Below are 24,533 nucleotides of genomic sequence, written 5' to 3' on the forward strand. Positions count from 1 at the left end.
TTAAACAGGTTGATTGGAACGTAAGGTGCGAGACTCCTGCGGGAGCAGCGGGACAGGTGAGACCCCGCAGGCGATGCCGAGGAGGCTCGGGCGCCCGCCCCTAAGGTCCGCGAGCATCCTGTAGTGGAAATCAAGCGCCTTGTCCAATAACAACAATGTTTGCTAAAACAGCCAATAAGAAAGAAAAAAAGAGGTGGAAAATATGCTGACAACAACTCTCTCTCAATTTATGCTTCGAACGGGAATTTACAGCGGTTCCAATACAAGGGCTCTTGTGCCGGATTTATTCAGAGGGCTTGGGGCTAAAAGAGTCGTTCTGTTCAGTGACTGTGGACTTGAAAAGGCGGGAATAGTCGATAAAGTGGCCCAAATCTTTCAATTGACTCCGCATGGAACCGGTCCGGAGCTTGCGGGAATCTATCTTGATATTTCTCAGGACGCGGAAAGCCGCTTTGTGAACGCCGCAGCACGCTATGCCAGAGAAGTGGGAGCCGATGGGCTTTTGGCAGTCGGCGGCGGGAGCGTGCTCGACACAGTTAAAGGAGTCAAATACGCCCTGCACAAGGGACTGACTGACATAAAAGACGCCATTCCAGGGGGTTCCGATACGAACAATTCCCGCAGGCCAACTTTATGGAGATCCCGCACATTGCCATTCCGACTACAGCAGGGACTGGGTCAGAGGTCTCTCCGATTGCTGTTATATATAATGAAGAACTTCAAATGAAAGGAAACATCATCAACCCGTTCATCAGTGCAGATATTGCCGTACTAGATCCAGACTTAACGACAGGGCTTCCTCCTGTCATCACTGCCTTTACCGGATTTGATGCTCTGACACATGCAATAGAGGCACTCGCTTCACCAAATGCAACTGCCTTAACAGACGCTCACGCTCTTCATGCCATCCGGCTGATAGAAAGAAATCTTCCTGTTGCTGTATCCGAAGGTTCAAACGTACAGGCAAGAATGGAAATGCTCCAAGCAAGTCTGATGGGAATCTCGGCCTTCAGCTTTGCTTTGAACGCCATTCCGGTACACAATTTTGCCCATGCATACGGAGCCCTGTTCCGGATTCCGCACGGCCTGGCAAACGCCGTGTTCCTTCCAATTGTAATGGAAACCGTTCCGCAGCTGTATCTGCCTAAAGTTAATGAATTGGCAGAGGCATTACGTATCGAATCGAAAGACTCTGATCCCCTGCAAGTTTTAGCCAGGGTGGTAGAGAAAATTCGTCTTCTTCAGCACAAAATCGGTCTTCCTGCTGACTTCTCCGACTACAATCTATCCGGGGAAGACCTGGCTAAAGCCACTGCAGCGGTCGCCAAAGATCCGGCGGCCCTATCGTTTCCAATGCCGGTAGAGTTAATAGCAGCGGTCGGGGAGAGAGTTGTGCCGGTTGGGGTTAAGTAGATGGGAGACAGAATGGGGGCGGCGGTAAATGAGACCAAAGCTTCAACGAAGAATATGCTTTCATTTGATGTACCTTGCGCGGAGTCTCTATGGAATTGGATCATATAACCAATTAATTGGTACGTATAACCGAATTATTGCTGCGGATAAAAAAATAATTGTAACGGATAAGAAAATAATTGCGCGTTTCTCTAAAATAGTACCTCCCCATTGGGTAGAGCATCCAGCGAATTGAGCTTATACGGAACTAATTGAGCGGGTAATCCGATTATTGAGCGATCCGGGCCATGAATGCGCCAAAGCTAGCCGCTAGTTTTAAATGTAGATGACCTAGCAAAATGCTGACGCTTGTTTGCTCACATTGCTTTAGAAACTTGATAAAGAGTTGCGGGCAGCATCTGGTATTTATGCTGCAATATAATGAAAGTCGCCCGCAACTCTGTTTTTTGGCTCTCAAAGTTAAAAAGTTGTTAGCAATTTCGTACAATCAAATTTGGGAGGGACTCTGTACCAAAAGAGCAAGTTCAATTGGGTGCAAGTCAACCTGGTTCAACTTGCTAACACGATACAGGGTTGCCTGAAAGGCTGATGGATTCTAGCTGCCAGGTTTGTCCATAATCTATAAACTCTATAAACCCTGCTCACAAAGAATCACGCTGCTGTCATAGTAAAATGGGGTTCACCTCATGAAATCTATATTATTTGAAAAATTGATATACTAAACATACTAACCGGTAGGTATAATAATAGATAACCACTTTTCTAATCTACTATAAAACTTGTGATTGGAGTTGAAGGTATGCATTTACGTTTGTCAGAAGAGCAAAAGATGGTTCAGAAGACGATTAGGAGATTTGTAGAGAAGGAATTAATCCCTCTTGAAAATGAGGTGCTGCGAAATGAGCGGGAAGGCCGTCCGAGTCTTCCGCCTGGCAAACTGAAAGAGCTTCAATTACGGGCAAAAGAGGCAGGATTCTGGGGGATCAACACGCCTGAGGAATATGGCGGGGCCAATCTTGGCCAGATGATGATGGCTATTGTGTGGATGGAGATTTCAAAGACGTTTGTTCCGTTTGCTTTTGGAGGGTCGGCTGATAATATCCTCTATTATGCCAACGATGAGCAGAAGCAGAGATATTTAATCCCAACGATTAACGGCGAGAAGAAATCCTGCTTTGCGATGACGGAACCTGGTGCCGGATCAGACACCAGAAATATTCAGATGACCGCTGTGAAAGAAGGCAGCGACTGGGTTCTCAATGGTGAAAAAACGTTTATTACAGGGGGCAATGAGGCTGATTTCGTAATGGTTATTGCCATTACGGATAAAGAACGGCACCGCGAAACAGGCGGCAGAGATGGTGTGACATGTTTTATCGCCGACCGGGAGATGGGCTGGAAGTCTGAGTATATACATACAATGGGCGAATGGGGTCCTGCCAGCCTTGTGTTTGATAATGTCCGTGTGCCCGAAGAAAATATTCTGGGAGAAGTAAATGGGGGCTATAAGCTAGGGCTTGAATGGATCGGTTTTGCGCGATGGATTGTTGGCGCAAGGGCAGTTGGCGCAGCTGAAAGACTGCTGCAGATGGCCATTGATTATTCCAGAGAGCGGGTAACATTCGGCAAGCCCATCGCAGAAAGACAGGCTATTCAATGGCAGATTGCAGATTCAGCGGTAGAAATCGAAGCAGCTAGATGGCTGACGCTGAATGCTGCCTTTACGTTGGATCAGGGAGAAGATAACAGGCATCTCGCTTCGATTGCTAAACTGTATGGTTCAAATATGGGGAACAGAGTGGTAGACCGGGTCTTGCAGATCCACGGCGGAATGGGCTATACCCGCGAATTGCCGATCGAACGCTGGTACCGCGAGGCAAGGCTGTGGAGAATTTATGACGGTACAGATGAAATCCAGCGCATGATTATTGCGCGAGACTTGTTAAAGGGTCATGTTAAGGTCGGTCAATTCATATAAAACATCAGGAGGAATGAAAAATATGAAGAAAAGATTTCAAGGGAGAACAGCATTTGTCACTGGAGGAAGCAGAGGAATAGGTAAGGCGATTGTTCAGTTTTTTGCAGAAGAAGGAGCAAACGTTGCTTTTATTGATTTGAATGAAGAGGCATTGAGTGAGGCAACAAGTGATTTGAATGAAAAGGGCTATAAGATCTATTCAAAATTAGCGGATGTCACTGTTGCAGAGCAGGTTGAAGCAGCCGTTAAGGAAGTGGTTGAAACGTTCGGTTCTGTTGATATATTGGTGAACAACGCCGGCGTCATCCGCGATAATTTATTCTTTAAAATGACTGATTCAGATTGGCAGACGGTTATGGATGTTCATTTGAAAGGATCATTCAATGCAGCCCGTGCCGTTCAAAAATATATGGTAGAAAACAAATATGGCCGGATCATTAATATTTCTTCAACATCTGCCCTTGGAAATAGAGGACAGGCGAATTACGCAGCTGCAAAAGCGGGGCTTCAGGGGTTTACCAAAACGCTGGCCATTGAGCTCGGCAAGTTTGGAATTACAGCAAACTCCGTTGCTCCAGGATTTATTGAAACAGAAATGACCAGGGAAACGGCAGCGAGAATCGGCATATCATTTGAGGACTTGATCCGTGCAAGTGTAAGCCAGATTCCTGTCGCGAGAAGCGGAAAGCCCGAAGACATAGCCAATGCGGTTGCCTTCTTTGCGGATGAGAGATCTTCATTTGTAAGTGGCCAGGTATTATACGTTGCCGGAGGTCCAAAAAACTAATCGGGGAGTGATGATCCTTGTTCAGCGAAACGATAGGAAAACAATCTGCTAAGATAAAAAACACTGTAGAAAGAGGAGCCGTACGAAAGTTTGCGGAAGCCATCGGAGACTCTCATCCGATTTATGTAGATGAAGAAACGGGCAGGAACTCCCGTTTCGGTGCGAATATTGCTCCTCCCACTTTCCCGAGAGTCTTTGATTACGGTGATATCAAAGGCCTTGATCTTCCTGATAAAGGACTTATTCATGGGGAACAAACCTTTCACTATAAGAGACCGCTCCTGGTTGGTGAAGATATCTTCTGTTACTCAGAAGTTACAGGTTATACGGAAAAAAGCGGCACTCAGGGGAAAATGGGTTTCCTGCTGCTGAAGAGCTTTGGGGAAGACTCTTCAGGCAGCATCGTCTTTACTTCGAAATCAACAGTCATCATTTCAGAAGCTGTTAGAAGGGAGATGGATCGTGTATGAAGATGACCGAACTTCAGGCAGGGGATTCACTTCAAACTATACAGCTTGACCCGGTGTCAAGACTTGACCTGATTAAATATGCTGGTGCGTCAGGTGATTTTAATCCAATCCATACGATTGACGAAGAAGCAAAGAAAGCGGGTCTGCCAGGAATCATCGCCCATGGAATGTGGACAATGGGCAACCTCTCAAAGCTCTTTACCTCCTACTATGAAGAGGGGTATATCGAGGACTACATAATCAGGTTTAGAGGCATGGTATTTTTACATGATACCATCACTCTAAAAGCAGAACTCCAGGATAAGGTGGAAAATAAACTGCATTTTAATGTGGCCGCTGTAAACCAGGCAGACAAAGAGGTTATTAAAGGGCAAATCGTTTTTGCTCTATACTGATAACACTTGAAGAAAATAAAAAAGCAGTGGGATTTCAGTCATAATCCACTGCTTTTTTTAGATATCCGTAATTTACGGATTGTATGGGTAGTACTGATTCTTATGTGCGGCAGCCGGCTGTTGATAGTCGTATTTATTTGCAGCGGGTTGATAGGAACCTCGGTTACAGTTTGCAGGCGGACCAATAAAGGTAGTCTGCTGTACCGGTGCTATCGCCTGTTTCCACTGGTTTTCATCAAGGCAGTACGTATGAGCCATAATATTTGCCGGGGTCAATTTTAATAAATCAGAGCCAAGGATCACCTCAGGAGTCGGTGCATTGAAAATGGCGAGTAGATGCGTGTTATCTTCAGTGGCCACTTCATAATGCCACCATCCGTGCGGAACGTTTGCAGCCTGTCCAGGCTTGATGGGGTAGTTTTGTATTTGTTTGGTGAAGGGATTCAATAAGGAAACGACCGCTGATCCTGTAATACAAAATACGAGCTCTGCTGCATTCTGGTGGTAGTGAGGTTCCACTACATTATTCCTGCTTAAATAGATGTCCAAAAGGGATACATTTTCTAACGTATTTAATTGATCAATGCCAAGCACATTTATATAATTCCTCCGGTCTTTCTTAAACAAAGTACTTTTATTTACATCGGCAAAGAATTGCGTTTTAGGAGACGTATAATCCATATAGGAAACCATTTAACTTCATCCTTTTGTTAAAAATGAGATTATCAAACAATTTATGCTGAAAGAGTCGATGAGTGCAGGTCTATATCTCATGGAATAGGATGCAGGCCCGAATTAGTGTTTACTCCGGAATGGATCAGCATGGAAGAAGCAATTCAAGAAAACGAAAACCTTATTAAACCATTACAGAAAAATAGCTGGGTACAACGTGAAACATTTGTTTTGAGAGAACTGAAGAAATTAAACCTTGAAGGAGTACGCTGAATAGGGTAGATAACAAAAATAAAAGCCCAGAGCATAGATCTCTGAGCTTGTTATTGTTTTTAGAAATCAAAATTATCCGGATCTGGACCTACACGCAGGTTTTGGTTCAGGCTGTCGATCTGTTCCATTTCATCTTTCGTTAATTCAAAGTCAAATACGGATGCGTTCTCAGCAATTCGGTGTTCTTTAGTGGATTTTGGAATGGTGACTACTCCATTTTGAAGATCCCATCGCAATATAACCTGAGCTGTGGATTTGTTATATTTCTTGGCAATTTCCGCAAGAACCTCATTATCCAGTAATTCTCCCTGCATTAAAGGAGACCAGGCTTCCAGCTGGATTCCCTGCTCACGGCAGAAGGACTGAAGTTCTTTTTGTGTTAAGCGCGGGTGGTATTCCACTTGGTTGATCATCGGGTTTATTTCTGCGTCTTTCATCACATCTTCAAGATGATGGATCTGAAAGTTGCTGACCCCGATTGATTTTACCCGTCCTTCTTTATAAAGAGTTTCCAACGCTTTCCATGCTCCTTTATATTTTCCCTCTACGGGCCAGTGAATCAGGTATAAATCAAGGTATTCGAGGCCAAGTTTTTCTAAGCTCGTTTCATACGCCTTTAGTGTGGACTCGTATCCTAAATCGGAATTCCAGACCTTGGATGTAACAAATAATTCTTCTCTTCTGATGCCTGCCGCTTCAATGCCTTCACGGATTCCCTGGCCAACGCCTTCCTCATTCTGGTAAATAGCCGCGGTGTCGATACTGCGGTACCCATGCTGAATGGCTGTCTTAACGGCATTCACTAATTCCGGCCCTTCTTCTACTTTAAAAACACCTAATCCGAACCAAGGCATTTTCACACCATTATGAAGTGTAGTTGTATCTTGTAAATGTATAGCTGTCATTACCATTTTCCTCCTCTGTATTCTGGTTAGTATCAAACTGATGGTTCTAGTATTCTTCACCTCCCTTGATGAAGGTGAAATACTTCGTGAATTATTTAGGCCCTACCAGCACTGCTGTCCTTTCGCTCTAGATGACGGCTCCAGCCTGTAAGCAGAACCGCTGCTGCAACCATTACGGCACCGATCCAGGAAGTGTGGATAAGCCCGATTGAGTCTGTTACAATTCCACCGAGATATGAGCCGATCGCAATTCCTGCATTGAATGCAGCTATGTTCAGGGCGGAAGCGACATCTACAGCACTTGGCACAAAACGCTCTGCCAGCATCACAACATACACCTGAAGTCCCGGAACATTCATGAAAGCAAATAGTCCCATTACTATGATGGTGATCAGCCCGGCTGTTTTAAACGGTGCTGTAAATGTCAACACAAGCAGGACAATAGCTTGGACCACAAACATATAGAAAAGGGCATTGATCGGTTTGCGGTTTGCTGCCTTGCCGCCAATCATGTTCCCGATGGCTATGGCTACACCATAAACAAGCAAAATGCCAGCGACACTTTCTTTTCGGAATCCTGTTATTTCCTCCAGCAATGGAGATAGGTAGGTAAATACAACAAACGTTCCTCCATAACCAAGTGCTGTTATGATTAAAACCAGTAAAATGCGTCCATTCGTAATGAGTTTAACTTGGTCGCCCAATGTTGTACGAGTTCCCTTTGGCAGGGATGCTGGGATCAGCAGAGCATTTGCGATAAAAGCAATAACTCCGATAATAACAATTGAGATAATAGCCATTCTCCACCCAAACTGTTGGCCGAGAAAAGTACCAAATGGCACACCCGTTACCGTAGCGACCGTAAGGCCTGTAAACATAAAGGAAATCGCACTTGCTCTGCGGTCTTCTTTAACCAAGTTAGCCGCGATTGTAGAACCGATTGACATAAATACCCCGTGCGATAAGGCAGCGACCACCCGTCCTAACAGTAAAATTTCAATACTATTTGAAAAGGCTGCTATACTATTGCCGGCAATAAAGACAATCATAACCGCAAGCAATAATGTTTTGCGTGAAACACTTGAAGTCAATGATGTTAAAACAGGTGCCCCAAAAGTAACTCCAAGGGCATACAGGGAAACCGTCAACCCCGCGGTTGTTACTGGTATGTGCAGATCATCAGCGATAAGCGGCAGAAGCCCCACACTGATAAATTCGGTTGTTCCTATTGCAAAGGCACTGACTGCTAATGCGAGCAGCGCCAGCGTACTCCGTCGTTTATTTAACTCCATTTTTCTTTCCTCCTACTTCTTCTTTTGTATGGTGCCGCATCATTAAGAAAAACATAATAAAAGAATAGTCCATTTCAACCGGCAAATGTTATTATGTTATATATGAGATATAAAGAAAAGTACGCACTTTTAAGTGATATAGATACTTTCAAGTACCATAGGAACTTTTTGGTGCCTATAAATTGTGGCTGTTCAAGTTGCATGAACGAAAGACAGCTCTGTGAGTCAGCATGCAGCGTTGGCGCAATCATGAATTGTTTAAAGCAGATATAGGTATTTTCGCTCAATATATTGGACGAAAAAACAATTCAGCGACATGCGGTAGAAGTGATTTCCGCGAAACGCAAAATAAATTTTTTCCGTATCATTCATTTGTTATACGCAGCAATGATTTTCTTATCCGTATCCATTCATTCTTTATGTGCTGCAATTATTTCATATAGACATGCACCAGCTAATGTATATTCTTAGCAGGAACCCTGGTTCAATCCATGGACCCTGTTAGAACGTAATAATAAATGTTTTTCTCTTTGAACAGGAGGATGAAAAATGGAGAAAAAGAAATACAATATTTCCGTGGAAGCGACACTTGAGGTTATCGGCGGTAAGTGGAAATGCGTGATTTTGTGTCATTTGACTCATGGGAAAAAACGTACGAGTGAATTGAAACGGCTGATGCCTGGGATCACTCAAAAGATGCTGACGCAGCAATTGCGGGAGTTAGAGGAAGACGGAGTGATTAATCGGATCGTGTACAACCAGATTCCGCCAAAAGTGGAATATGAGCTGAGCGAGTATGGACGGAGTCTGGAAGGTATATTAGATTCTTTATGCGCCTGGGGAGCGGCCCATATTACCAGGGTCTATGGTGATAAATTTGACGTTCTGGAAGAAAGTGTTTTAAACGATAAGCTGAAATAACTCGTTTAGAGGGATTCAGCTTCTTTTTTTTCAGAGGAAGTTTCTTCTGCAAAAATTATGGGTAAAAAATGAAGTAGAAAAAATCTTTCCCATTTCAGTATAAAAGGAACGCTTTTTTACTATAATGGATAAATGTTCTACTGCTTTGTTACATTATGGTAAGATAGGAAAAAAGAAAGTAAGGCAGTGAAGAAGTTGGCGAAGGAAAAATTACTGGTCATTATAGGACCGACAGCCGTTGGGAAGACCAAGCTGAGTGTAGAGCTTGCCCGTATGTTTAACGGCGAGATTATCAGCGGAGACTCGATGCAGATCTACAGAGGCATGGATATTGGGACTGCCAAGGTCACGCCTGAAGAGATGCAGGATGTTCCGCATCATTTGATTGATATTAAAGATCCGGATGAAGGCTTTAATGCTGCTGAATTCCAGAACCTGGCGGCAAAATTGATTTCCGACATATCCGGCCGCGGGAAGCTTCCTATTATTGCGGGAGGCACAGGTTTATACATACAATCCGTTATTTATGGATATCAGTTTCCTGATATCCCTTCTGATGAGGAATACCGGAAGATGCTTGAAGTGAAAGCCGGCGAGGAAGGACCTGAAGCCATTTTTGCCTTGCTGCAAAAGGTTGACCCTGCGAGTGCTGAACGCATCCCATACCAGAACACCCGGAGAGTGATCCGGGCACTCGAGATTTTTCATTGCACCGGAAAAACGATGAGTGAACAGATGGAAACCCAGCCGCAGGAGTTAAAGTATGATACTGTCATTATTGGACTCGATATGGATCGTGAACTTCTGTACAAGAGGATCAATGACCGTGTAGATTTCATGGTGGAGCAGGGGCTGGAAGAAGAAGTCCGCAAGTTTTATGATGAGGGATTAAAGGACTGTCAATCGATTCAGGCTATCGGCTACAAAGAGCTGTATGATTATTTTGACGGCAGGGCTTCCTTGGAAAAAGCAGTTGAGAATCTGAAACAGAACTCCCGCAGATATGCCAAGCGCCAGCTAACCTGGTTCCGAAACAAAATGGAGGTAGCCTGGTTTAACATGGGAGATGGAGTAAGCTTCGATAAAAAAGTTGATGAAATATCCGCTTTTATTGCAGGAAAGCTGGCAATAAAAGCGAATAGATAAAAATAGAGAGAATAGAGGAGGACTTGTACATGAAACAATCAGTAAATATCCAGGATCAATTTTTAAATGTATTAAGAAAAGAAGGGACATATGTAACCGTCTTTTTATTAAATGGATTCCAAATTAGAGGCCAGATTAAAGGATTTGATAATTTTACAGTGCTGTTTGAAAGTGAAGGCAAACAGCAGCTTGTCTATAAACATGCAATCTCCACATTTGCACCTCAGCGAAATGTACAAATTGATTTTGAAGCTAAGGAATCTTAAGAAAAACAGAATGTTAGAACGGCCAGGGTTAATCCTTGGCCGTTTTTGTTTTTTACAAGAATCAAGCGGGTTTTTTCATCAATTACTACTGTTTTGACATAGTATTGAATATGTATTTATGAAGAAGAATTATTTCTCAGGAAACCGCAGGAATCGACAATTCTTCGAAAAATGTAGAAAAATAGCAGCTGGTGTCTCTGACAGCCAGCTTCCATAAAAGGGAACGGAATAAGTCTTACAAAACAAGCAGAAGGTAAGCTTTTATCGAGAGGTGAAATAAATGGATCAGCCTTTTCGGATGAAAAATAACGGACAAATTAATATTGTCTTAAATGGGCAGAAGAGAAAGGCATTGAAAAAAGAGGTTCCAGGGCCTGTTGCAACACTGGATGTGCCTCTCCGACATAAACCTTTGATGGAGATTGAAAATGAACTGGGTGCCCTTGTTGGAATGGGCGAAATGAAAAGAATGATTAAAGAAATTTATGCCTGGATTTACGTAAATAAAAAGAGAGAAGAACATGGGCTTAAGGCCGAAAAACAGGCGCTCCATATGATGTTTAAAGGCAATCCGGGTACGGGTAAAACAACAGTAGCACGATTAATCGGCAAGCTGTTCCATCAGATGAATGTACTGTCGAAAGGCCACCTCATCGAAGCGGAACGTGCAGACCTCGTAGGAGAATACATTGGCCACACCGCCCAAAAAACTAGAGATCTGATCAAAAAAGCGATCGGAGGCATTTTATTCATTGATGAAGCATACTCACTCGGCCGGGGTGGAGAGAAAGATTTTGGAAAAGAAGCGATCGACACTCTGGTTAAGCACATGGAAGACAAACAGCATGAATTTGTATTGATTCTTGCAGGCTATTCACGTGAAATGTCTTTTTTCCTTACTTTGAACCCAGGCTTGCACTCCAGGTTTCCAATTGTAGTGGATTTTCCGGATTATACAGTTGAAGAGCTGATGGAGATTGCAAATAAAATGTTAAAGGAGAAAGAGTATATCCTTAGTGCGGATGCCGAGAGAAAAATCAGATCACACTTAAGCTATATCAAAAATGTAGTAAATCCGGTCAGCTTTTCAAATGGGCGGTATATCCGGAATGTAATTGAAAAGTCCATAAGGTCTCAGTCCATGAGGGTTTTGTTAGGTGACAGCTTTGACAAGATGGATTTAATCACAATTCGCAGCGTAGATTTAGCATTGGAACATGAAGAGGAAGACAGCTACAGTTAAAAAGCAAAAGGAGGGTTTACCATGGATAATGAAATCACCGTATACACAACCAATACCTGTCCGTATTGTATCCAGGCGAAAAATTTCCTGAATGAACAGGGACTGGATTTTACCGAAATAAATGTTCAGCAGGATAAGGAAGCAGCGCAGCGGCTTGTGGATGAGACAGGTCAGATGGGCGTCCCTCAGATTAAGGTAAATGGCAACTGGATTCTGGGATTTGATCCGCAGGCCATTATGACGTTTGTTCAGCAGGATGTTCTGTAACTAGAAAAAGACGGCGCCTACGCCGTCTTTTTTTCTGCAAGCCCTCGATAAGGAAGGCGCCATTTGAACTTATAAGATAATATCCGAAGCAGGGTAGTCAGGAAGCAAAGGATATACAGTTCCCATGGCTGTTCGGCAAGCCCGTACCCGATTACCGCACCGCAGATAATAGCCCAGACGGCATAGATTTCATCCCTGAAAACGAGGGGCTTACGCCCGGCAAGTAAATCCCGGATAATTCCGCCGCCGCTTCCTGTCAGGACGGCTGCAACAATAATCCCGCTGAGCGGCATATCCATTTTCACTGCATATAAAGCACCTTGGATCGCAAATGCGGACAAGCCTATGGCATCCGTGAAATTACCCCAGATATTCCAGTGCTTCAGCAGATTCTGTGGAAAAAGGAACACGATTGTAATCGCAGCTAAAGCGATAACAAAAGACGAACTTTGATCCCAAAGAGCTGTTACCGGAAGCCCAATGAGCAAATTGCGGATGGCACCGCCGCCGAATGCGGTCACAATTCCGAGGATATAAACACCTAATATATCATATTCTTCTTCCATCGCTATAATTGCTCCGCTTACCGCAAATGCGATGGTTCCGATAATACTTAAAAGTTCCCATGTCATGCTGATCTACCTCTTACATGTATAATAATTAAATTGAACCAAAATTGATTTTAACACGAACCAGAACGAATGCAAGCGTTTTTTTACAGAAATGCGGAGAACGGTGCTTTTCAAACCACATTGACTAAAGCACCATGAAGATCTTAACTGTTAAAGACAATTATTTTATAAGAAAAGCAGACACCTGAAAGGCCTAAGACGAGCTGTCTCCTGTCAGGCAGAGAAAAGGTCTTCATAAGGCCGATGAAGGCCCAAACCAGCTTGTCTCTCTGAGAAAAGGTCTTCATAAGGCCGATGAAGGCCCAAGCTCAGCTTGTCATTCATAGAAAAGGTCTTCATAAGGCCGATGATAGCTTAAACCCAGCTTGTCAGTCATAGAAAAGGTCTTCATAAGGTTAATGAAGGCCCAAACCCAGCTCATCAGGCAGAGAAAAGGTCTTCACAAAGCCATTGAAGGCTCGAAACGAGTCATAAAGTCAGGGAAAGGTCTTAACACACTCAATGAAGGCCCAAAAACGAATTTCGCTTATTCATCATACTTTTGGTATGATGGTGATACCATCTCAAAATGGAAGGAAGTTGTCGCTTTTGGAACAAAAACAAAGAGAGACTGCTATTCTGGTCGGCTGTCAGTTTTCCGATGACGACCTAAGATTTGAATATTCATTAGAAGAGCTTGCTTCACTGACGAAAACAGCGCAGGGAGAGGTATTGATCACGGTTTCGCAAAAGAGGGACCGCGCCCATCCTGCTACATATATCGGTAAAGGAAAAGTGGAGGAATTAAAAACTCTGGAGGAGGAATTGGAGCCGGATTTAATCATATTTAATGATGAATTAACACCAAGCCAGATACGCAACCTTTCGGAGATCCTCGAAGCAAGGGTCATTGACCGCACCCAGCTCATTCTGGATATTTTTGCTCAAAGGGCGCAATCCAGAGAAGGGAAGCTGCAGGTAGAGCATGCCCAGCTGCAATACTTGCTTCCTCGTCTCGTTGGTAAAGGACTGTCCCTATCCCGGCTCGGCGGTGGTATTGGTACCAGGGGTCCCGGTGAAACGAAGCTCGAAACCGACCGCCGGCATATCAGAAAAAAGCTCGATGATATAAAATCCCAGCTTTCAACTATTGTTCATCACCGCGAACGGTACCGGGAGAGAAGAAAAAGAAACAATACGTTCCAGGCCGCATTAGTCGGTTATACGAATGCTGGGAAATCAACTCTATTTAATAAATTGACAGAAGCAGGCGCTTTTGAAGAGAACCTGCTGTTTGCAACTCTTGATCCGATGACCAGAAAAGTGATTCTGCCGAGCGGATTTACGATCCTCCTTACCGATACGGTAGGATTTATCCAGGACCTGCCCACATCACTGATCGCGGCGTTCAGGTCAACACTTGAGGAAACAAAAGAAGCAGATCTGCTTTTACATGTAGTAGATTCTTCAAATGCTGATTATTTCAATCATGAGAAAACAGTTAATCAGCTGCTGGCGGATTTAGAAGCGGATAAACTGCCTCAGTTGACTGTATATAATAAAAGTGATGCCCAGCATCAGGATTTTGTTCCAACTTCAAAAGGGCAAACCTTAACAATGAGCGCTTTAAGCGAAAGTGACCTTGATCAATTGAAAGCACAAATTGAGGAGCAGGTTATTCTATCGATGGACAGCTACCATGTATTTGTGCCATCAGGCGAAGGCAGGCTTTTATCTCAATTAAAGAATGAAACGATTCTCAGATCACTGCAATTTGATGAAGAAACAGAATTGTACGAATGCCGGGGATATTGTCTGAAGGATCACCCTTTAGCTGGACAGCTTGAGAAGTTTACACAAGAATAAAGGAGCAGCATGAATGTTTGAGTTTTTACAAAATGGCGGTCATTTAAAACGCCTATCAGATACCATTGAACAAAAAATTGCATTTCTTCATAAAGAAACGGATGCACGAATAGAAACAAATCAATTTCGTGTACTGAAAAGCTTTCAGAAGCATAAAGTAAGCGATTCTCACTTCAATCCATCTACCGGTTATGGCTATGATGATATAGGACGGGACACGCTTGAATCCATTTATGCGGAAGTGCTGGGCGGGGAAGCAGGCCTGGTCAGACCGCAGATTATTTCAGGAACACATGCCATATCCACCGCGCTATTCGGCATCCTTAGACCTGGAGATGAGCTCCTCTATATCACGGGCAAGCCATATGACACGTTAGAAGAAATTGTTGGTATAAGGGGGAACGGCGTAGGTTCTCTTAGAGAATTCAATATCAGCTATCAGGCTGTGGATTTGACCGATGAGGGCCGGGTGGACTTTGATGCGGTCCGGAATGCTGTGAAACCTAATACCAAAATGATTGGAATTCAGCGTTCGAAAGGCTATGCCACCCGCCCTTCTTTCACTGTGGATGAAATTGCTGAAATGATTTTATTTGTGAAGGAATTAAAAAGCGATGTGATTGTTTTTGTCGATAACTGCTACGGGGAATTTGTAGAAGACCAAGAACCTTGCCACGTGGGTGCTGATTTAATGGCAGGATCTCTTATTAAGAACCCAGGCGGCGGCCTTGCTAAAACAGGCGGTTACATTGTCGGTAGAAAAGACCTTGTGGAAGCATGTTCGTATAGGCTGACTTCGCCGGGAATCGGTGCAGAAGCAGGTGCTTCATTATATTCCCTGCAGGAGATGTATCAAGGCTTTTTCCTTGCTCCCCATGTTGTCGGACAGGCAGTAAAAGGGGCCATCTTCACATCTGCACTTCTCAGTGAGCTAGGCATGAACACACACCCAGCCTGGGATGCGAAAAGGACCGACCTGATTCAGTCTGTCCAGTTTAATGACAGAGATAAAATGGTCGCATTCTGCCAGGCCATCCAATTCGCATCACCCGTTAACTCGCATGTCACACCATACCCAAGCTATATGCCTGGCTATGAAGATGATGTGATCATGGCTGCCGGCACCTTTATCCAGGGAGCCAGCATCGAGCTTACCGCAGACGGGCCGACCCGGGCTCCATACACGGCTTATGTACAGGGAGGGCTAACATACTCTCATGTAAAAATCGCTGTATTAAGTGCAGTTGATAGCTTGATCAGCAAGGGACTGCTGGATTGAAAATGCAGGAGAAGTTGAACCCGTCTTTAGGAGGCGGGTTTTTTCCTGTAAAAAGGACTTCTAACTGAAAGCTTTTTTATGAATCATTGGTGCAGAACAAATATACAGTACGTTCAATCAATTATACGAACAAGGTGAAAAATAAAATAACAGTCTTGGAAGCTAGTAAGAATTCAGCTATAATTACTCATTATCTAAGAAACACTGTCGTTAATTTAAAAAGAAATTAATGGGAGCAGGTTTAGGGATTGTGGTGATTTTCCTTCTCCTGACAGGGACATATAAATGAGTCTTAAAAATCATCCGCTTATGTGAATACGTATGGTTTCCAATTTGATGTCCTGCGTCTTATGATCAGGATGAACTCCAAGCAATTAAAGGGATATTAAAGGCGCTTACCATGGATGGATATACATTCGTGACGGTTGATGAAATCCAGAAATTATAATATTATTAATATGTTTGTCCATTTACACCCTACTATAGTAGAATATACGTTATGTGCATGTAACTAGCTAGAGTGATAGATTCAGGAGGAATTTTTTTCAATGTCCGAAATTAATGTTGATGCGTTTAGGATGATTAATGATATCGGGAAAGAGTATACATCTTTAAATCCGATTGCGATTTTTATTGCTGAGTATATGGTCTTTTTCTTGGCATTAGCGATGCTCGTGTATTGGTTTACCCGTACCAATAAAAATCGAATGATGGTTCTTTGTGCCATGATTTCGTTTCTTGCGGCTGAATTGCTTGCAGAAGTAGTTGGGCGGCTTCACTCGAACAATCAGCCATTTGCTGAATTGCCTCATGTTAATAAACTTATTGAAAAAGCGGTTAATAACTCATTTCCAAGTGATCATACCATGTTGTTCTTTTCAATCTGTGTTACCTTCTGGTTCTTCAGAAGAGGCTGGTCATTTTTATGGGTTGTGTTGGCTGTCCTTGTAGGCATTTCCCGTATTTGGGTAGGCGTCCATTATCCCGCGGATGTTTTAGTAGGAGCTCTCATAAGCATTGTTTCCGCTTATATCGTATATCGTGTGGTTCCTGAACTAGGCATAGTCAGGAGACTGCTGGTGCTGTACGATAAAGGTGAACGATTTATTTTATCTCCATTCGCCAAATCAAAAGACTCCAAGTCGAAGGATTTTTAAATGAGTACTGAATGAACAATTGAAAAAAAGCTGCTTCGGCGGCTTTTTTTGTTGTCCAGGGAAATGGATATAAGGGTTTTGGGACACGTTAGGTGATGTGGAAAAAATTTTGAATGGAGAAAAAGATTCTGAGGATATTAAGTCTTTAACTTTCATTGGAAGTCTTTGATTCTATCAACGGCAAAGAAAGGCTGCTCAGGCAGCCTTTTAGAATGAAGGGTACCCTTTAGGCAGGGTTAATAAAACTCTGTATGTTTAGCGATATCGATAATATTATTTGCAAGTCCAGTCATTTGTTTTCCATTCTTGCGGTCGCAATCGCCCCACTTATAGGTGGTGTATCTGGCATCGTTGATCCATACCGTCAACTCATACTGTTTTTGGGGGAATGACAGGAATGATTGAGTACCTTTTGGTCCAGATAGTTGGATAAAACTATATTCTGGTATATGACAGACAATTCACCCTCAGTGAGTGTAAAATCACTTGTTGTTTTTGTAACATCACTTTCTTCGTACCTAACCACCATTTTTTTATCTGCTGTATTGATTTCATTCTCCAGATTCCTGCCATATTTCAGGCGCACATCAAACCGGTCTTGTTCACTTACGCTGTAATTCACCTTTAAAAGCTCCTGGGATTCTGCTACCCCTTTGCATCCCGCAAGTTAATAATCCATTTCAGTATTTCCCTCTAAGCGTACAACCTGATCGCAGCTTGTCTTCATTACTGAATCACTGCCAAATCAATCTTCGGTTGAATCATAGGTATAATCAATATTTTTCCCATTGAAGTGTAACGTTTGAAAAATAGGGTCACCCTCCATGGTATAGTGTATAACCCGAACACTGTCCTTTTTATTCTTTTGGACATTTTCTACGAATTGATCGAGCAGCTCTATATTAGTAACACCTATGTTAGCGGCCACTACATCATCTTCAGCCACCTTGGTCTGGTGGGAACATGCTGACAAAAGGATATTCGCCGCTAAAATCCAACTCTTTAAAGCATATCTCCCTTTCGACGACTTTGTTTACTTTATTTTCCATTGTGTATGTTATTAAATTATACAAAGAGCGTAATCTTTTTTATACTTATATTTACATTGGGTCCGTTGCCAAATCATAGGGTGATGTAATGGACTTATTACTTGAAATTTATGTTAAGGTTATGGGTATGATGAAACTATTCTACTTTGAGGACTAAAAGGTTAATATAAAAATGAACTGATGGCCACTATCGGCTGAATCCGGGCAAATGACAGACCATGGAAGGTACCACCAGGCTCATATCAACACCTGCTTGGTATGGTGCAGAGTTAACGACTAGTCTAAACTAGTTCAAATGGTAGTACTTATTGCCTCAATAAGGGAGAGAAGATTGTTGAGTAAATTCAGCTTATTTGGGAAGTTTTCTGTAAAAGAAGGCGAACGTGACACAATGGTAAATATCCTGTTAGAAGCAGCCCGCTCCATGGAGACATTGCCTGAATGTGAGGTATATATTATCCATGTTTCCGAAGAGGACCCGAATTCTGTATATGTTTATGAAGTGTGGAGTCACGAACAAGCCCATCAGGCTTCTTTAGCCCTTGAATCTACACAATTATTAATACAGCGTGCGAAGCCGATCATTACTGGAATGGAAAGAATAAGTACGCTAACGGCTATGGGCGGGAAGGGAATTTCTGTGAATTAAAAAAATTTTTTTACTTAATTCATTCTTGCTTCATAAAAAATATACTGACTGAATGTTGGAGGGTGGAAAAATGGGTTTTGAATTATCAGGAAAAGTGGCAATCGTGACAGGTTCTTCATGAGGAATCAGCAAAGCGATAGCAATGCAATTAGCCTCATTAGGAGCGCGAGTATCGTTGTTAATTATGCCGGCGGCGAGAAGGATGCAGGAGATGTAGTTAACAGGATTAAAGCAGAGGGCGGAAATGCAATCTCCATAAGAGCAGACATTAGTAAGATATCCGAAATCGAAAGCCTATTTGCACAAACAATTGATGCCTTTGGCAAGGTAGATATCCTTGTGAATAATGCCTGAATCATGATCAATAAATTATTAGCCGATGTAACGGAAGAAGATTATGACAAAATCTTTAGGATTAATGCTAAAGGTACCTTCTTTGCCTGCCAAAAAGCGCTGAAATATATGCAGGACCAGGGTCGGATCATTAACCTGTCTACCTCTGTAGTGGAATGTTTCCGGCATACAGCATCTATGCCGGAAACAAAGGGTGCGGTGGAACAATTTACACGGCAGCTTGCTAAAGAATTTGGCGCTAAAAAATCACGATCAATGCAGTCGCACCTGGCCCAGTTAATACCGAGTTATTCACAGTTGGAAAAACAGAGGAACAAATTGAAGGCCTAAAGAGGCTGAACGCCTTCAATCGGTTAGGAGAGCCCGAGGGTATCTCCAGTGTCATAGCATTCCTAGTAAGCGAACAATCACAATGGATAACTGGGCAGACCATTCGGGTCAATGGCGGTTTTATTTAAATCTGGGATTGGTGGGGCTGCCTGAAGTGGCAGCCCCTCTAATTTGAGTAAGAATGATGAGGGTAGCTTAAGCGTGCGTAATGGTAAAGGGGATGGCTTGAGCGATAGAGTTGTACATAGGCATAGGCATTAAGACAGAGGCATGAGCAAAGGAATTGGTGCCTAAACAGAAAGAGAGCGGCTTGAACATAAGAGCTGGTGCCTAAGCATAAAGGGGATGGCTTGAGCAATAGAGCTGGTGCCTTAGCGTAAAGAGAGAAGAAAGAATGAAGCATAAAAGCTCTTTCATAAGCATAGAATTTTAAACCTTAAGCATAAACCTTCAAAACATAAGCATAACCCACATAAGCATAACCCTTTATAAAAGATGCCCCGTCCCCTACTGATAAAGTGCTAGCACGGAAGCCTGTCCTGGTTGTATACTACATTAAAGAGAATAAAGGGGGCGTGGTATGAAGGTACTGAAATGGGGATTAGGGATTTTACTGACACTTGGTGTCATTATGATAGGTTTTTATCAATTTAATAGGGAAACGCACAAGACCCATTTTAGAGGAAGCAATGTGAAAACATCCGTTTTTCAGGAAAAGTGGGAAAGGCTGAGGAAAGAACAAAACGTGTCAAAGCATGCAAACATCGAGCAATTTCATATGATCATAGACGAAAATAAAAAAATTGAATCCATCCGCTTCGAAATTATCGAAAAAACGGGAAAAGGGTATAACATCATCCATTACAGTGAAAATCAGGAAGAAAAAAATGCGGATGTCTCAGAGAGTACATCCAAGTCGTGGCTTCAATATAAAAGGTTAAGTGACGCACATGTGTTTTTTCATAATCTAGATAGGCTAAACAGCAAGGGTTTCCTGACAAATGAATTCCCGTACACTCTCATTGCGTCCAGTGGTTGGAATGAATTGCACGAATTAAGAGATGATTACTATCTGCTGAACAATAAACTCGCCCTCGTTCCTAACAAGGAAGAAACAACAGTGAAGGGTTCTACGCTACTTGTGATTGGGAGCAGAGAACGAGATTCATTTGAAAGTGCAGCTACAAACACAAAAACTGTTCTTATATCGTCAAAATGAAAAAGACTCGGAGAAAAATTATTCAAAAACAATAAAACTTCATAACAAAAAGAGTTGTGACACTTGCTCTTTGAAACTTGTTAATTGGTATTATTTTTTTGACGTTAAAAATTCCCTACGCTTGACTTTATAACTTTGAACTAAAACAGCCTCTTTCTAAATGAAGGAGGCTGTTTTCTATTCCATCACTATATGAAATATATAGTAAAATGTATACCAAATACGATTATCTTAGAAATAGTATTACCAATATACACTTGTAAAATGACCTCATTTACTACATTTTTACTGCCGGCAGAACTTTTTTAGTATTGGCTCTTTTCTAAAAGATTGTTGTTTTTTATAAGTTCTGTGAACCTGCCTAATTGTTAAACAGGTTGTTTGGAACGTAGGGTGCGAGACACCTTCGGGAGCTGCGGGTATTGTCCAGCTCCGGACTGACACCGCGGGTCTAGCCAATCACCATTAAAAGGCAAAATCGGCCTTTTACTGCCTCTCGTCTTATGCCGGGCTAACGCACGAAGCACAGGATGTGCAAGCCAGGCTGGGCCACAGGACGTGGCCGTTCAAGCGTGGTAAGGGCGACTAAGCTTCTGTCTTCGCTATCGCTTGCCAATCAGCAAGCCTTCTTTATCAGGTGTCTGCTTTTCTTTAAGTGTTTTGCCTCTACTAAAAAAGATTTTTATTCAGCATGTGGATGGATCTTTTCTTGAAAAGCACCGTCCTCCGCTTTTCGATCAGGTGAGACCCTATAGGCGAAGCCGAGGATCTCAGCAGCCGCCCCGCGGAAAGCGAGCATCCGTAGTGGAAATCAACCCTCTTTTTCAATAACAACAAAGTTTGCGAAAACAGCCTTAATGTTCAATTTTCAGATTCATTGGTATAGCCGGTCCGCTCTTCGGTGGCTTTGTTTATTAGGGTTCGCTGTATGGGTTTCGCTGCGTATTTATTAAGTTTCCTTGTTTAATAAAGCGGATTGAATTGTCATAATTTCCAAAATTAAATATAATAATAGTAAGAACCCTTTTATTAAAGGAGCTGAACCATATGTTCTGGGTATTACTATTTATCGCTGCGTTTATTGGTATAATTCAGTTTTTAGTTAAACCATCTCATAAGGCAGGCAATGGAAATATCTACGAAACGGACCCAAACAGGATTGCAGAAACCGAAAGAGCACGAACAAATACAAATGGCTGGTTTAACGGATAAGCTAGATCCTTCATTGGACGTATATTATTATTCAGGCTATCGAGAAGTCTCGGCGGCCTATTTTATTGTGCTGCTTTAAGTGAAGACTGCCATGATAAAGAGGACTTGTTCGGTATTAATAAGCATATTCGTCGGAAGAAAAGCAAAAAGGCAGCTCGATAAGCATAAACCCTCTGAACATAAGCATATCCTCACAAGTTAAGCATAAACCATGCTGCATTATTCTCATTTCTTAATATTAAATAAAAACCTCTTCCAAAACGCATGTTTTCTTGGAGTGCGGAGCTAAAGGCGCAAAAAATGGTAATCAATGGTTCAACCCTAAAAAACAGAGATTTCCCATTAAAAAATGACCACAATTCTCTTTTTCTAGTCGTTCGGAACCGGAACCACTAAAGTTCAACAGGTTGTGGAATACCGCTTCTTTTGGGTAACTTCATTTTTCAACTATCCTTATAGTATTCAGACACATAATTTATTGGATATAAATCTCTCGAGGAATGTTTTGAAGAATTTAAGCTGGTCTCGAAGGGACGTCCTTGATACATAACTGGAATAACGTATGAACGGCTGGAAACGCATAATGGTTTAAGATGGCCAGTTAAAGATGAAACTTCGTCAGGAACGCCGAGGTTGTATTCCGACTATAAATTTCATACGAACGTTAATTATACCCAAAGTTACACATAAGCACACCAATTTACAGGAAGGTCCTTTAATTGGTGTACTAATGTGTACAGCAAGTAAAATAAAAAGACTTATTCATTACGAAAATGAATAAGTCAAGTTAGAATAAGTTTGGGGACGTATTCTGAATATTATTATAACTTTAATGCTTTATATTAGTAAAGTGTATTACTAAAAAAAATAAATATACACTGCTAGAGTATCCTCGAATAAAATTGGATCTTAATAATTTCTCACTTTATTAAGGAAGTAACACCGGAAGAGTGAACAATGCTATTTGCATTGAATGGCATTAGTTTAATACTAGGCGTTAATTAGCAGGTCAAATAAAAAAAAGAAAATAGTATTCTTCCTATTGGGCTTGTACTAGCTTTTATGCCAGGAAGGATTGTCTTGCTGGTGTCTGTTTGACTTGGTCCGTTATTATTGTTGGTCCTTCCACTTTGCTTTTTAACGGTATTACAGGTCCAACTTCTTAAACATTACCATGGAATCGTAAGATCATATTGCTGGAAGTGCATACGCAATCTTGGGTGATACGCGAACTTTATTGGGCGCCTTACTGCTCCACTTGGAGGTATTGCGGGTAATTATTCTGCTATTCCGTTCGGAACTATCATATTTACAACCAGCTTTCTTGCAATCTTTTCTTATGTTATTTTTATAAAAAAGTGCAAGACGATGGCTTCTTCTGAAAATTACATCTCAAATCAATAGATGTTAATAGGAGTGTCTCTTAGAGACATTGTGGAGCAATATTACAACGAATTCATTAGAATTAAAATAAACGACTATTTATCCGTTAAGCATTCTTAATTATATAAACAATGACATGAATGTAGGCTTTTTTTCATACTATAATTTTGGGGTGGAAAAATGCCAAGAGTAAGTTACCGAAGTTCAGACGTTGACTTAATGGCAAGGATGATGAGAGCAGAAGCAGTAGGTGAAGGAAAACAGGGAATGTTATATGTTGGAAATGTAATTGTGAATCGTATTGTAGCAAATTGTTCAGACTTTACAGGTTTAAGATCAGTTAACCAAGCTATTTTTCAAGTACAAGGAGGAAATTTTTCTTTTGAAGCAGTTCAAAAAGGGAATGTATTTTATCAAAGAGCAAGAGCTTCTGAAAGAAGATTAGCAAAACTGAATTTGGATTATTGGAGAGACCACCCAGCGAAATATGCTCTTTGGTATTTTAATCCGCATGCAGCATGCCCTCCAACATGGTATGGTCAACCTCTTACTGGTCAATTTAAAGAACATTGTTTTTATGAACCAAAACCTGGAACGTGTGAAAGTGTTTATAGAGGTTAAATTTACTCTTTGAGTAAGCTTTTTAAATATTTACACAAAATAAAAAAAACTTTTAGTAATAGTTTTTATTCAAGAAAGCAAGATTGTGAAATATTGAACTTAATCTAACGAGCGTTTTTGTTGAATATCCTAAATTACTTAAAACCTGAAAATATGCAAGTTTTTATTCGTTCCTTGCATATTTTCAGGTTTTTCACCTTGAAAAAACATACTGCCATAAACAGCATTTTTTAATTGCCAAATACAACAGGCTTTAAAGATAGTTCCAAGAAGTAATTATTTATGTAGAAGACTATAACGCTGAAAGTAGGAGGGGATACCATGAATAAATCATGTAGCAGTATCGAAAATAGTAAAGACCCAGGCGGTGGCGGCGGAAACGCACGTTTAAGCAAAGACATGGGAACTGACGGAAATTAAGTACAAGAGGGCATCCTTTCGAGGGTTTCTTTTTATTTTGGGGCAGAGAGGCTTGTAATACAAGAAAGGGAACAAAATTACACATATATATCCATGGATTCAGAAAAGAGAAGTGGATCCTGGATTATATTAGGAAAAGAAAGTAAATATCACAATTGGTTGCTTGTCCAGTTCAGTTCATTGTGATTTTGCGTATTATGTAAAGCACGCTGCCGTATCATCCGCATGTATTACGCCCATGTGCATGCACTCCTGATTGCCTCTTTTTGGAGGCAATCTTTTATTTTTGTAAATAGATTGGTGTAGGAGCCCTTCCCTCCATCATGGCTTGTACATATTATAAATCGAGTAGTAT

The 24,533-nt window shown here is 41.8% G+C and carries 26 protein-coding genes and 1 pseudogene; 21 read left to right on the forward strand and 6 right to left on the reverse strand.

The window, feature by feature from the left end; all coding sequences use genetic code 11:
- Positions 1–202 precede the first annotated feature (202 nt).
- From CUU66_RS25170 to CUU66_RS22900, 7 genes are all read left to right on the forward strand, one after another.
- Positions 203–727 carry an iron-containing alcohol dehydrogenase gene (locus tag CUU66_RS25170; protein ID WP_257968116.1) on the forward strand — a complete coding sequence of 175 codons (525 nt, stop codon included), beginning with the start codon at positions 203–205 and terminating at the stop codon, positions 725–727.
- On the forward strand, positions 634–1,413 hold the full coding sequence (locus CUU66_RS25175; RefSeq protein WP_257968117.1) for an iron-containing alcohol dehydrogenase: 780 nt from the start codon (positions 634–636) through the stop codon (positions 1,411–1,413). The genes CUU66_RS25170 and CUU66_RS25175 overlap by 94 nt, the downstream gene beginning before the upstream one ends.
- Positions 1,414–1,441: 28 nt before the next feature.
- On the forward strand, positions 1,442–1,648 hold the full coding sequence (locus CUU66_RS22880) for a hypothetical protein (protein ID WP_101645714.1): 207 nt from the start codon (positions 1,442–1,444) through the stop codon (positions 1,646–1,648).
- A gap of 564 nt (positions 1,649–2,212) precedes the next feature.
- Complete coding sequence (locus CUU66_RS22885; RefSeq protein ID WP_101645715.1) at positions 2,213–3,391, forward strand: acyl-CoA dehydrogenase family protein; 1,179 nt, start codon at positions 2,213–2,215, stop codon at positions 3,389–3,391.
- Positions 3,392–3,413: 22 nt separating this feature from the next.
- On the forward strand, positions 3,414–4,178 hold the full coding sequence (fabG, locus tag CUU66_RS22890; protein WP_101645716.1) for a 3-oxoacyl-ACP reductase FabG: 765 nt from the start codon (positions 3,414–3,416) through the stop codon (positions 4,176–4,178).
- Between the two features lie 17 nt (positions 4,179–4,195).
- The gene (locus tag CUU66_RS22895) at positions 4,196–4,648 is read left to right on the forward strand and encodes a MaoC family dehydratase N-terminal domain-containing protein (protein WP_101645717.1); all 453 of its coding nucleotides are present in this window, start codon (positions 4,196–4,198) and stop codon (positions 4,646–4,648) included.
- Complete coding sequence (locus CUU66_RS22900; RefSeq protein WP_374703023.1) at positions 4,645–5,043, forward strand: MaoC/PaaZ C-terminal domain-containing protein; 399 nt, start codon at positions 4,645–4,647, stop codon at positions 5,041–5,043. The genes CUU66_RS22895 and CUU66_RS22900 overlap by 4 nt, the downstream gene beginning before the upstream one ends.
- A gap of 72 nt (positions 5,044–5,115) precedes the next feature.
- Here CUU66_RS22900 and CUU66_RS22905 read toward each other — a convergent pair whose 3' ends face one another.
- Positions 5,116–5,736: a cupin domain-containing protein gene (locus CUU66_RS22905; RefSeq protein ID WP_101645718.1), complete on the reverse strand. Its 621-nt coding sequence runs from the start codon at positions 5,734–5,736 to the stop codon at positions 5,116–5,118.
- 129 nt (positions 5,737–5,865) lie between these two features.
- Between CUU66_RS22905 and CUU66_RS25180 the strand changes: the two genes are divergently transcribed.
- On the forward strand, positions 5,866–5,988 hold the full coding sequence (locus CUU66_RS25180; protein ID WP_257968118.1) for a hypothetical protein: 123 nt from the start codon (positions 5,866–5,868) through the stop codon (positions 5,986–5,988).
- Between the two features lie 59 nt (positions 5,989–6,047).
- Here CUU66_RS25180 and CUU66_RS22910 read toward each other — a convergent pair whose 3' ends face one another.
- Both CUU66_RS22910 and CUU66_RS22915 read right to left on the reverse strand, forming a co-directional pair.
- Positions 6,048–6,893 carry an aldo/keto reductase gene (locus CUU66_RS22910; protein ID WP_101645719.1) on the reverse strand — a complete coding sequence of 282 codons (846 nt, stop codon included), beginning with the start codon at positions 6,891–6,893 and terminating at the stop codon, positions 6,048–6,050.
- A 95-nt stretch (positions 6,894–6,988) separates the two neighbouring features.
- Complete coding sequence (locus CUU66_RS22915; RefSeq protein ID WP_101645720.1) at positions 6,989–8,185, reverse strand: MFS transporter; 1,197 nt, start codon at positions 8,183–8,185, stop codon at positions 6,989–6,991.
- A gap of 549 nt (positions 8,186–8,734) precedes the next feature.
- Here CUU66_RS22915 and CUU66_RS22920 point away from each other — a divergent pair.
- The 5 genes from CUU66_RS22920 (at position 8,735) to CUU66_RS22940 (ending at position 12,028) form a co-directional block, all read left to right on the forward strand.
- Entirely contained in the window at positions 8,735–9,106 is a 372-nt protein-coding gene (locus CUU66_RS22920) for a winged helix-turn-helix transcriptional regulator (protein WP_101645721.1), read from the forward strand.
- A gap of 186 nt (positions 9,107–9,292) precedes the next feature.
- Complete coding sequence (miaA, locus tag CUU66_RS22925) at positions 9,293–10,252, forward strand: tRNA (adenosine(37)-N6)-dimethylallyltransferase MiaA (protein ID WP_101645722.1); 960 nt, start codon at positions 9,293–9,295, stop codon at positions 10,250–10,252.
- A 29-nt stretch (positions 10,253–10,281) separates the two neighbouring features.
- Positions 10,282–10,518 carry an RNA chaperone Hfq gene (gene hfq / locus CUU66_RS22930; protein WP_101645723.1) on the forward strand — a complete coding sequence of 79 codons (237 nt, stop codon included), beginning with the start codon at positions 10,282–10,284 and terminating at the stop codon, positions 10,516–10,518.
- Positions 10,519–10,798: 280 nt separating this feature from the next.
- Positions 10,799–11,761, forward strand: coding sequence for a stage V sporulation protein K (spoVK, locus tag CUU66_RS22935; protein WP_101645724.1), 963 nt, complete (start codon positions 10,799–10,801; stop codon positions 11,759–11,761).
- 21 nt (positions 11,762–11,782) lie between these two features.
- Positions 11,783–12,028 (forward strand): glutaredoxin family protein, encoded by a 246-nt coding sequence (locus tag CUU66_RS22940; protein ID WP_101645725.1) that lies wholly within the window; start codon positions 11,783–11,785, stop codon positions 12,026–12,028.
- 17 nt (positions 12,029–12,045) lie between these two features.
- Here CUU66_RS22940 and CUU66_RS22945 read toward each other — a convergent pair whose 3' ends face one another.
- Complete coding sequence (locus CUU66_RS22945; RefSeq protein WP_101645726.1) at positions 12,046–12,660, reverse strand: trimeric intracellular cation channel family protein; 615 nt, start codon at positions 12,658–12,660, stop codon at positions 12,046–12,048.
- Between the two features lie 588 nt (positions 12,661–13,248).
- On the opposite strand from CUU66_RS22945, the gene hflX reads away from it, so the two are divergent.
- The 3 genes from hflX to CUU66_RS22970 all read left to right on the forward strand — a co-directional run bounded on the left by hflX (position 13,249) and on the right by CUU66_RS22970 (position 16,941).
- Positions 13,249–14,505: a GTPase HflX gene (gene hflX, locus CUU66_RS22950; RefSeq protein WP_101645727.1), complete on the forward strand. Its 1,257-nt coding sequence runs from the start codon at positions 13,249–13,251 to the stop codon at positions 14,503–14,505.
- Between the two features lie 13 nt (positions 14,506–14,518).
- On the forward strand, positions 14,519–15,784 hold the full coding sequence (locus CUU66_RS22955; protein ID WP_101645728.1) for a methionine gamma-lyase family protein: 1,266 nt from the start codon (positions 14,519–14,521) through the stop codon (positions 15,782–15,784).
- A 548-nt stretch (positions 15,785–16,332) separates the two neighbouring features.
- Positions 16,333–16,941: an undecaprenyl-diphosphatase gene (locus CUU66_RS22970; protein ID WP_101645729.1), complete on the forward strand. Its 609-nt coding sequence runs from the start codon at positions 16,333–16,335 to the stop codon at positions 16,939–16,941.
- 364 nt (positions 16,942–17,305) lie between these two features.
- Here the strand turns inward: CUU66_RS22970 and CUU66_RS22975 are convergent, their stop codons facing one another.
- A complete protein-coding gene (locus CUU66_RS22975) occupies positions 17,306–17,563 on the reverse strand; it encodes a hypothetical protein (protein WP_101645730.1) in 258 nt (85 codons plus the stop codon).
- Positions 17,564–17,686: 123 nt separating this feature from the next.
- Positions 17,687–17,914, reverse strand: coding sequence for a DUF4362 domain-containing protein (locus CUU66_RS22980; RefSeq protein ID WP_180955406.1), 228 nt, complete (start codon positions 17,912–17,914; stop codon positions 17,687–17,689).
- Between the two features lie 410 nt (positions 17,915–18,324).
- On the opposite strand from CUU66_RS22980, the gene CUU66_RS22985 reads away from it, so the two are divergent.
- The 5 genes and pseudogenes from CUU66_RS22985 (at position 18,325) to CUU66_RS23000 (ending at position 23,758) form a co-directional block, all read left to right on the forward strand.
- Positions 18,325–18,639: a putative quinol monooxygenase gene (locus CUU66_RS22985; RefSeq protein WP_101645732.1), complete on the forward strand. Its 315-nt coding sequence runs from the start codon at positions 18,325–18,327 to the stop codon at positions 18,637–18,639.
- 117 nt (positions 18,640–18,756) lie between these two features.
- Positions 18,757–19,451 (forward strand): annotated as a pseudogene (locus CUU66_RS22990) (SDR family oxidoreductase).
- 452 nt (positions 19,452–19,903) lie between these two features.
- The gene (locus CUU66_RS22995) at positions 19,904–20,542 is read left to right on the forward strand and encodes a hypothetical protein (RefSeq protein ID WP_101645733.1); all 639 of its coding nucleotides are present in this window, start codon (positions 19,904–19,906) and stop codon (positions 20,540–20,542) included.
- A 1,047-nt stretch (positions 20,543–21,589) separates the two neighbouring features.
- Complete coding sequence (locus tag CUU66_RS24490) at positions 21,590–21,754, forward strand: hypothetical protein (RefSeq protein ID WP_180955407.1); 165 nt, start codon at positions 21,590–21,592, stop codon at positions 21,752–21,754.
- A 1,563-nt stretch (positions 21,755–23,317) separates the two neighbouring features.
- A complete protein-coding gene (locus CUU66_RS23000) occupies positions 23,318–23,758 on the forward strand; it encodes a cell wall hydrolase (RefSeq protein WP_101645734.1) in 441 nt (146 codons plus the stop codon).
- The last annotated feature ends 775 nt before the right edge of the window (positions 23,759–24,533 follow it).

This window comes from Peribacillus deserti (genome assembly GCF_002863585.1).
Lineage (GTDB): Bacteria > Bacillota > Bacilli > Bacillales > DSM-1321 > Paraperibacillus > Paraperibacillus deserti_A.

What these genes read in the sequence shown, in the direction of transcription:
- CUU66_RS25170 (WP_257968116.1), top strand. Translation starts at nt 203, where the DNA reads ATGCTGACAACAACTCTCTCTCAATTTATGCTTCGAACGGGAATTTAC.
- CUU66_RS25175 (WP_257968117.1), top strand. Translation starts at nt 634, where the DNA reads ATGGAGATCCCGCACATTGCCATTCCGACTACAGCAGGGACTGGGTCA.
- CUU66_RS22880 (WP_101645714.1), top strand. Translation starts at nt 1,442, where the DNA reads ATGAGACCAAAGCTTCAACGAAGAATATGCTTTCATTTGATGTACCTT.
- CUU66_RS22885 (WP_101645715.1), top strand. Translation starts at nt 2,213, where the DNA reads ATGCATTTACGTTTGTCAGAAGAGCAAAAGATGGTTCAGAAGACGATT.
- fabG (WP_101645716.1), top strand. Translation starts at nt 3,414, where the DNA reads ATGAAGAAAAGATTTCAAGGGAGAACAGCATTTGTCACTGGAGGAAGC.
- CUU66_RS22900 (WP_374703023.1), top strand. Translation starts at nt 4,645, where the DNA reads ATGAAGATGACCGAACTTCAGGCAGGGGATTCACTTCAAACTATACAG.
- CUU66_RS22905 (WP_101645718.1), bottom strand. Translation starts at nt 5,736, where the DNA reads ATGGTTTCCTATATGGATTATACGTCTCCTAAAACGCAATTCTTTGCC.
- CUU66_RS25180 (WP_257968118.1), top strand. Translation starts at nt 5,866, where the DNA reads ATGGAAGAAGCAATTCAAGAAAACGAAAACCTTATTAAACCATTACAG.
- CUU66_RS22910 (WP_101645719.1), bottom strand. Translation starts at nt 6,893, where the DNA reads ATGACAGCTATACATTTACAAGATACAACTACACTTCATAATGGTGTG.
- CUU66_RS22915 (WP_101645720.1), bottom strand. Translation starts at nt 8,185, where the DNA reads ATGGAGTTAAATAAACGACGGAGTACGCTGGCGCTGCTCGCATTAGCA.
- CUU66_RS22920 (WP_101645721.1), top strand. Translation starts at nt 8,735, where the DNA reads ATGGAGAAAAAGAAATACAATATTTCCGTGGAAGCGACACTTGAGGTT.
- hfq (WP_101645723.1), top strand. Translation starts at nt 10,282, where the DNA reads ATGAAACAATCAGTAAATATCCAGGATCAATTTTTAAATGTATTAAGA.
- spoVK (WP_101645724.1), top strand. Translation starts at nt 10,799, where the DNA reads ATGGATCAGCCTTTTCGGATGAAAAATAACGGACAAATTAATATTGTC.
- CUU66_RS22940 (WP_101645725.1), top strand. Translation starts at nt 11,783, where the DNA reads ATGGATAATGAAATCACCGTATACACAACCAATACCTGTCCGTATTGT.
- CUU66_RS22945 (WP_101645726.1), bottom strand. Translation starts at nt 12,660, where the DNA reads ATGACATGGGAACTTTTAAGTATTATCGGAACCATCGCATTTGCGGTA.
- CUU66_RS22955 (WP_101645728.1), top strand. Translation starts at nt 14,519, where the DNA reads ATGTTTGAGTTTTTACAAAATGGCGGTCATTTAAAACGCCTATCAGAT.
- CUU66_RS22970 (WP_101645729.1), top strand. Translation starts at nt 16,333, where the DNA reads ATGTCCGAAATTAATGTTGATGCGTTTAGGATGATTAATGATATCGGG.
- CUU66_RS22995 (WP_101645733.1), top strand. Translation starts at nt 19,904, where the DNA reads ATGAAGGTACTGAAATGGGGATTAGGGATTTTACTGACACTTGGTGTC.
- CUU66_RS24490 (WP_180955407.1), top strand. Translation starts at nt 21,590, where the DNA reads ATGTTCTGGGTATTACTATTTATCGCTGCGTTTATTGGTATAATTCAG.
- CUU66_RS23000 (WP_101645734.1), top strand. Translation starts at nt 23,318, where the DNA reads ATGCCAAGAGTAAGTTACCGAAGTTCAGACGTTGACTTAATGGCAAGG.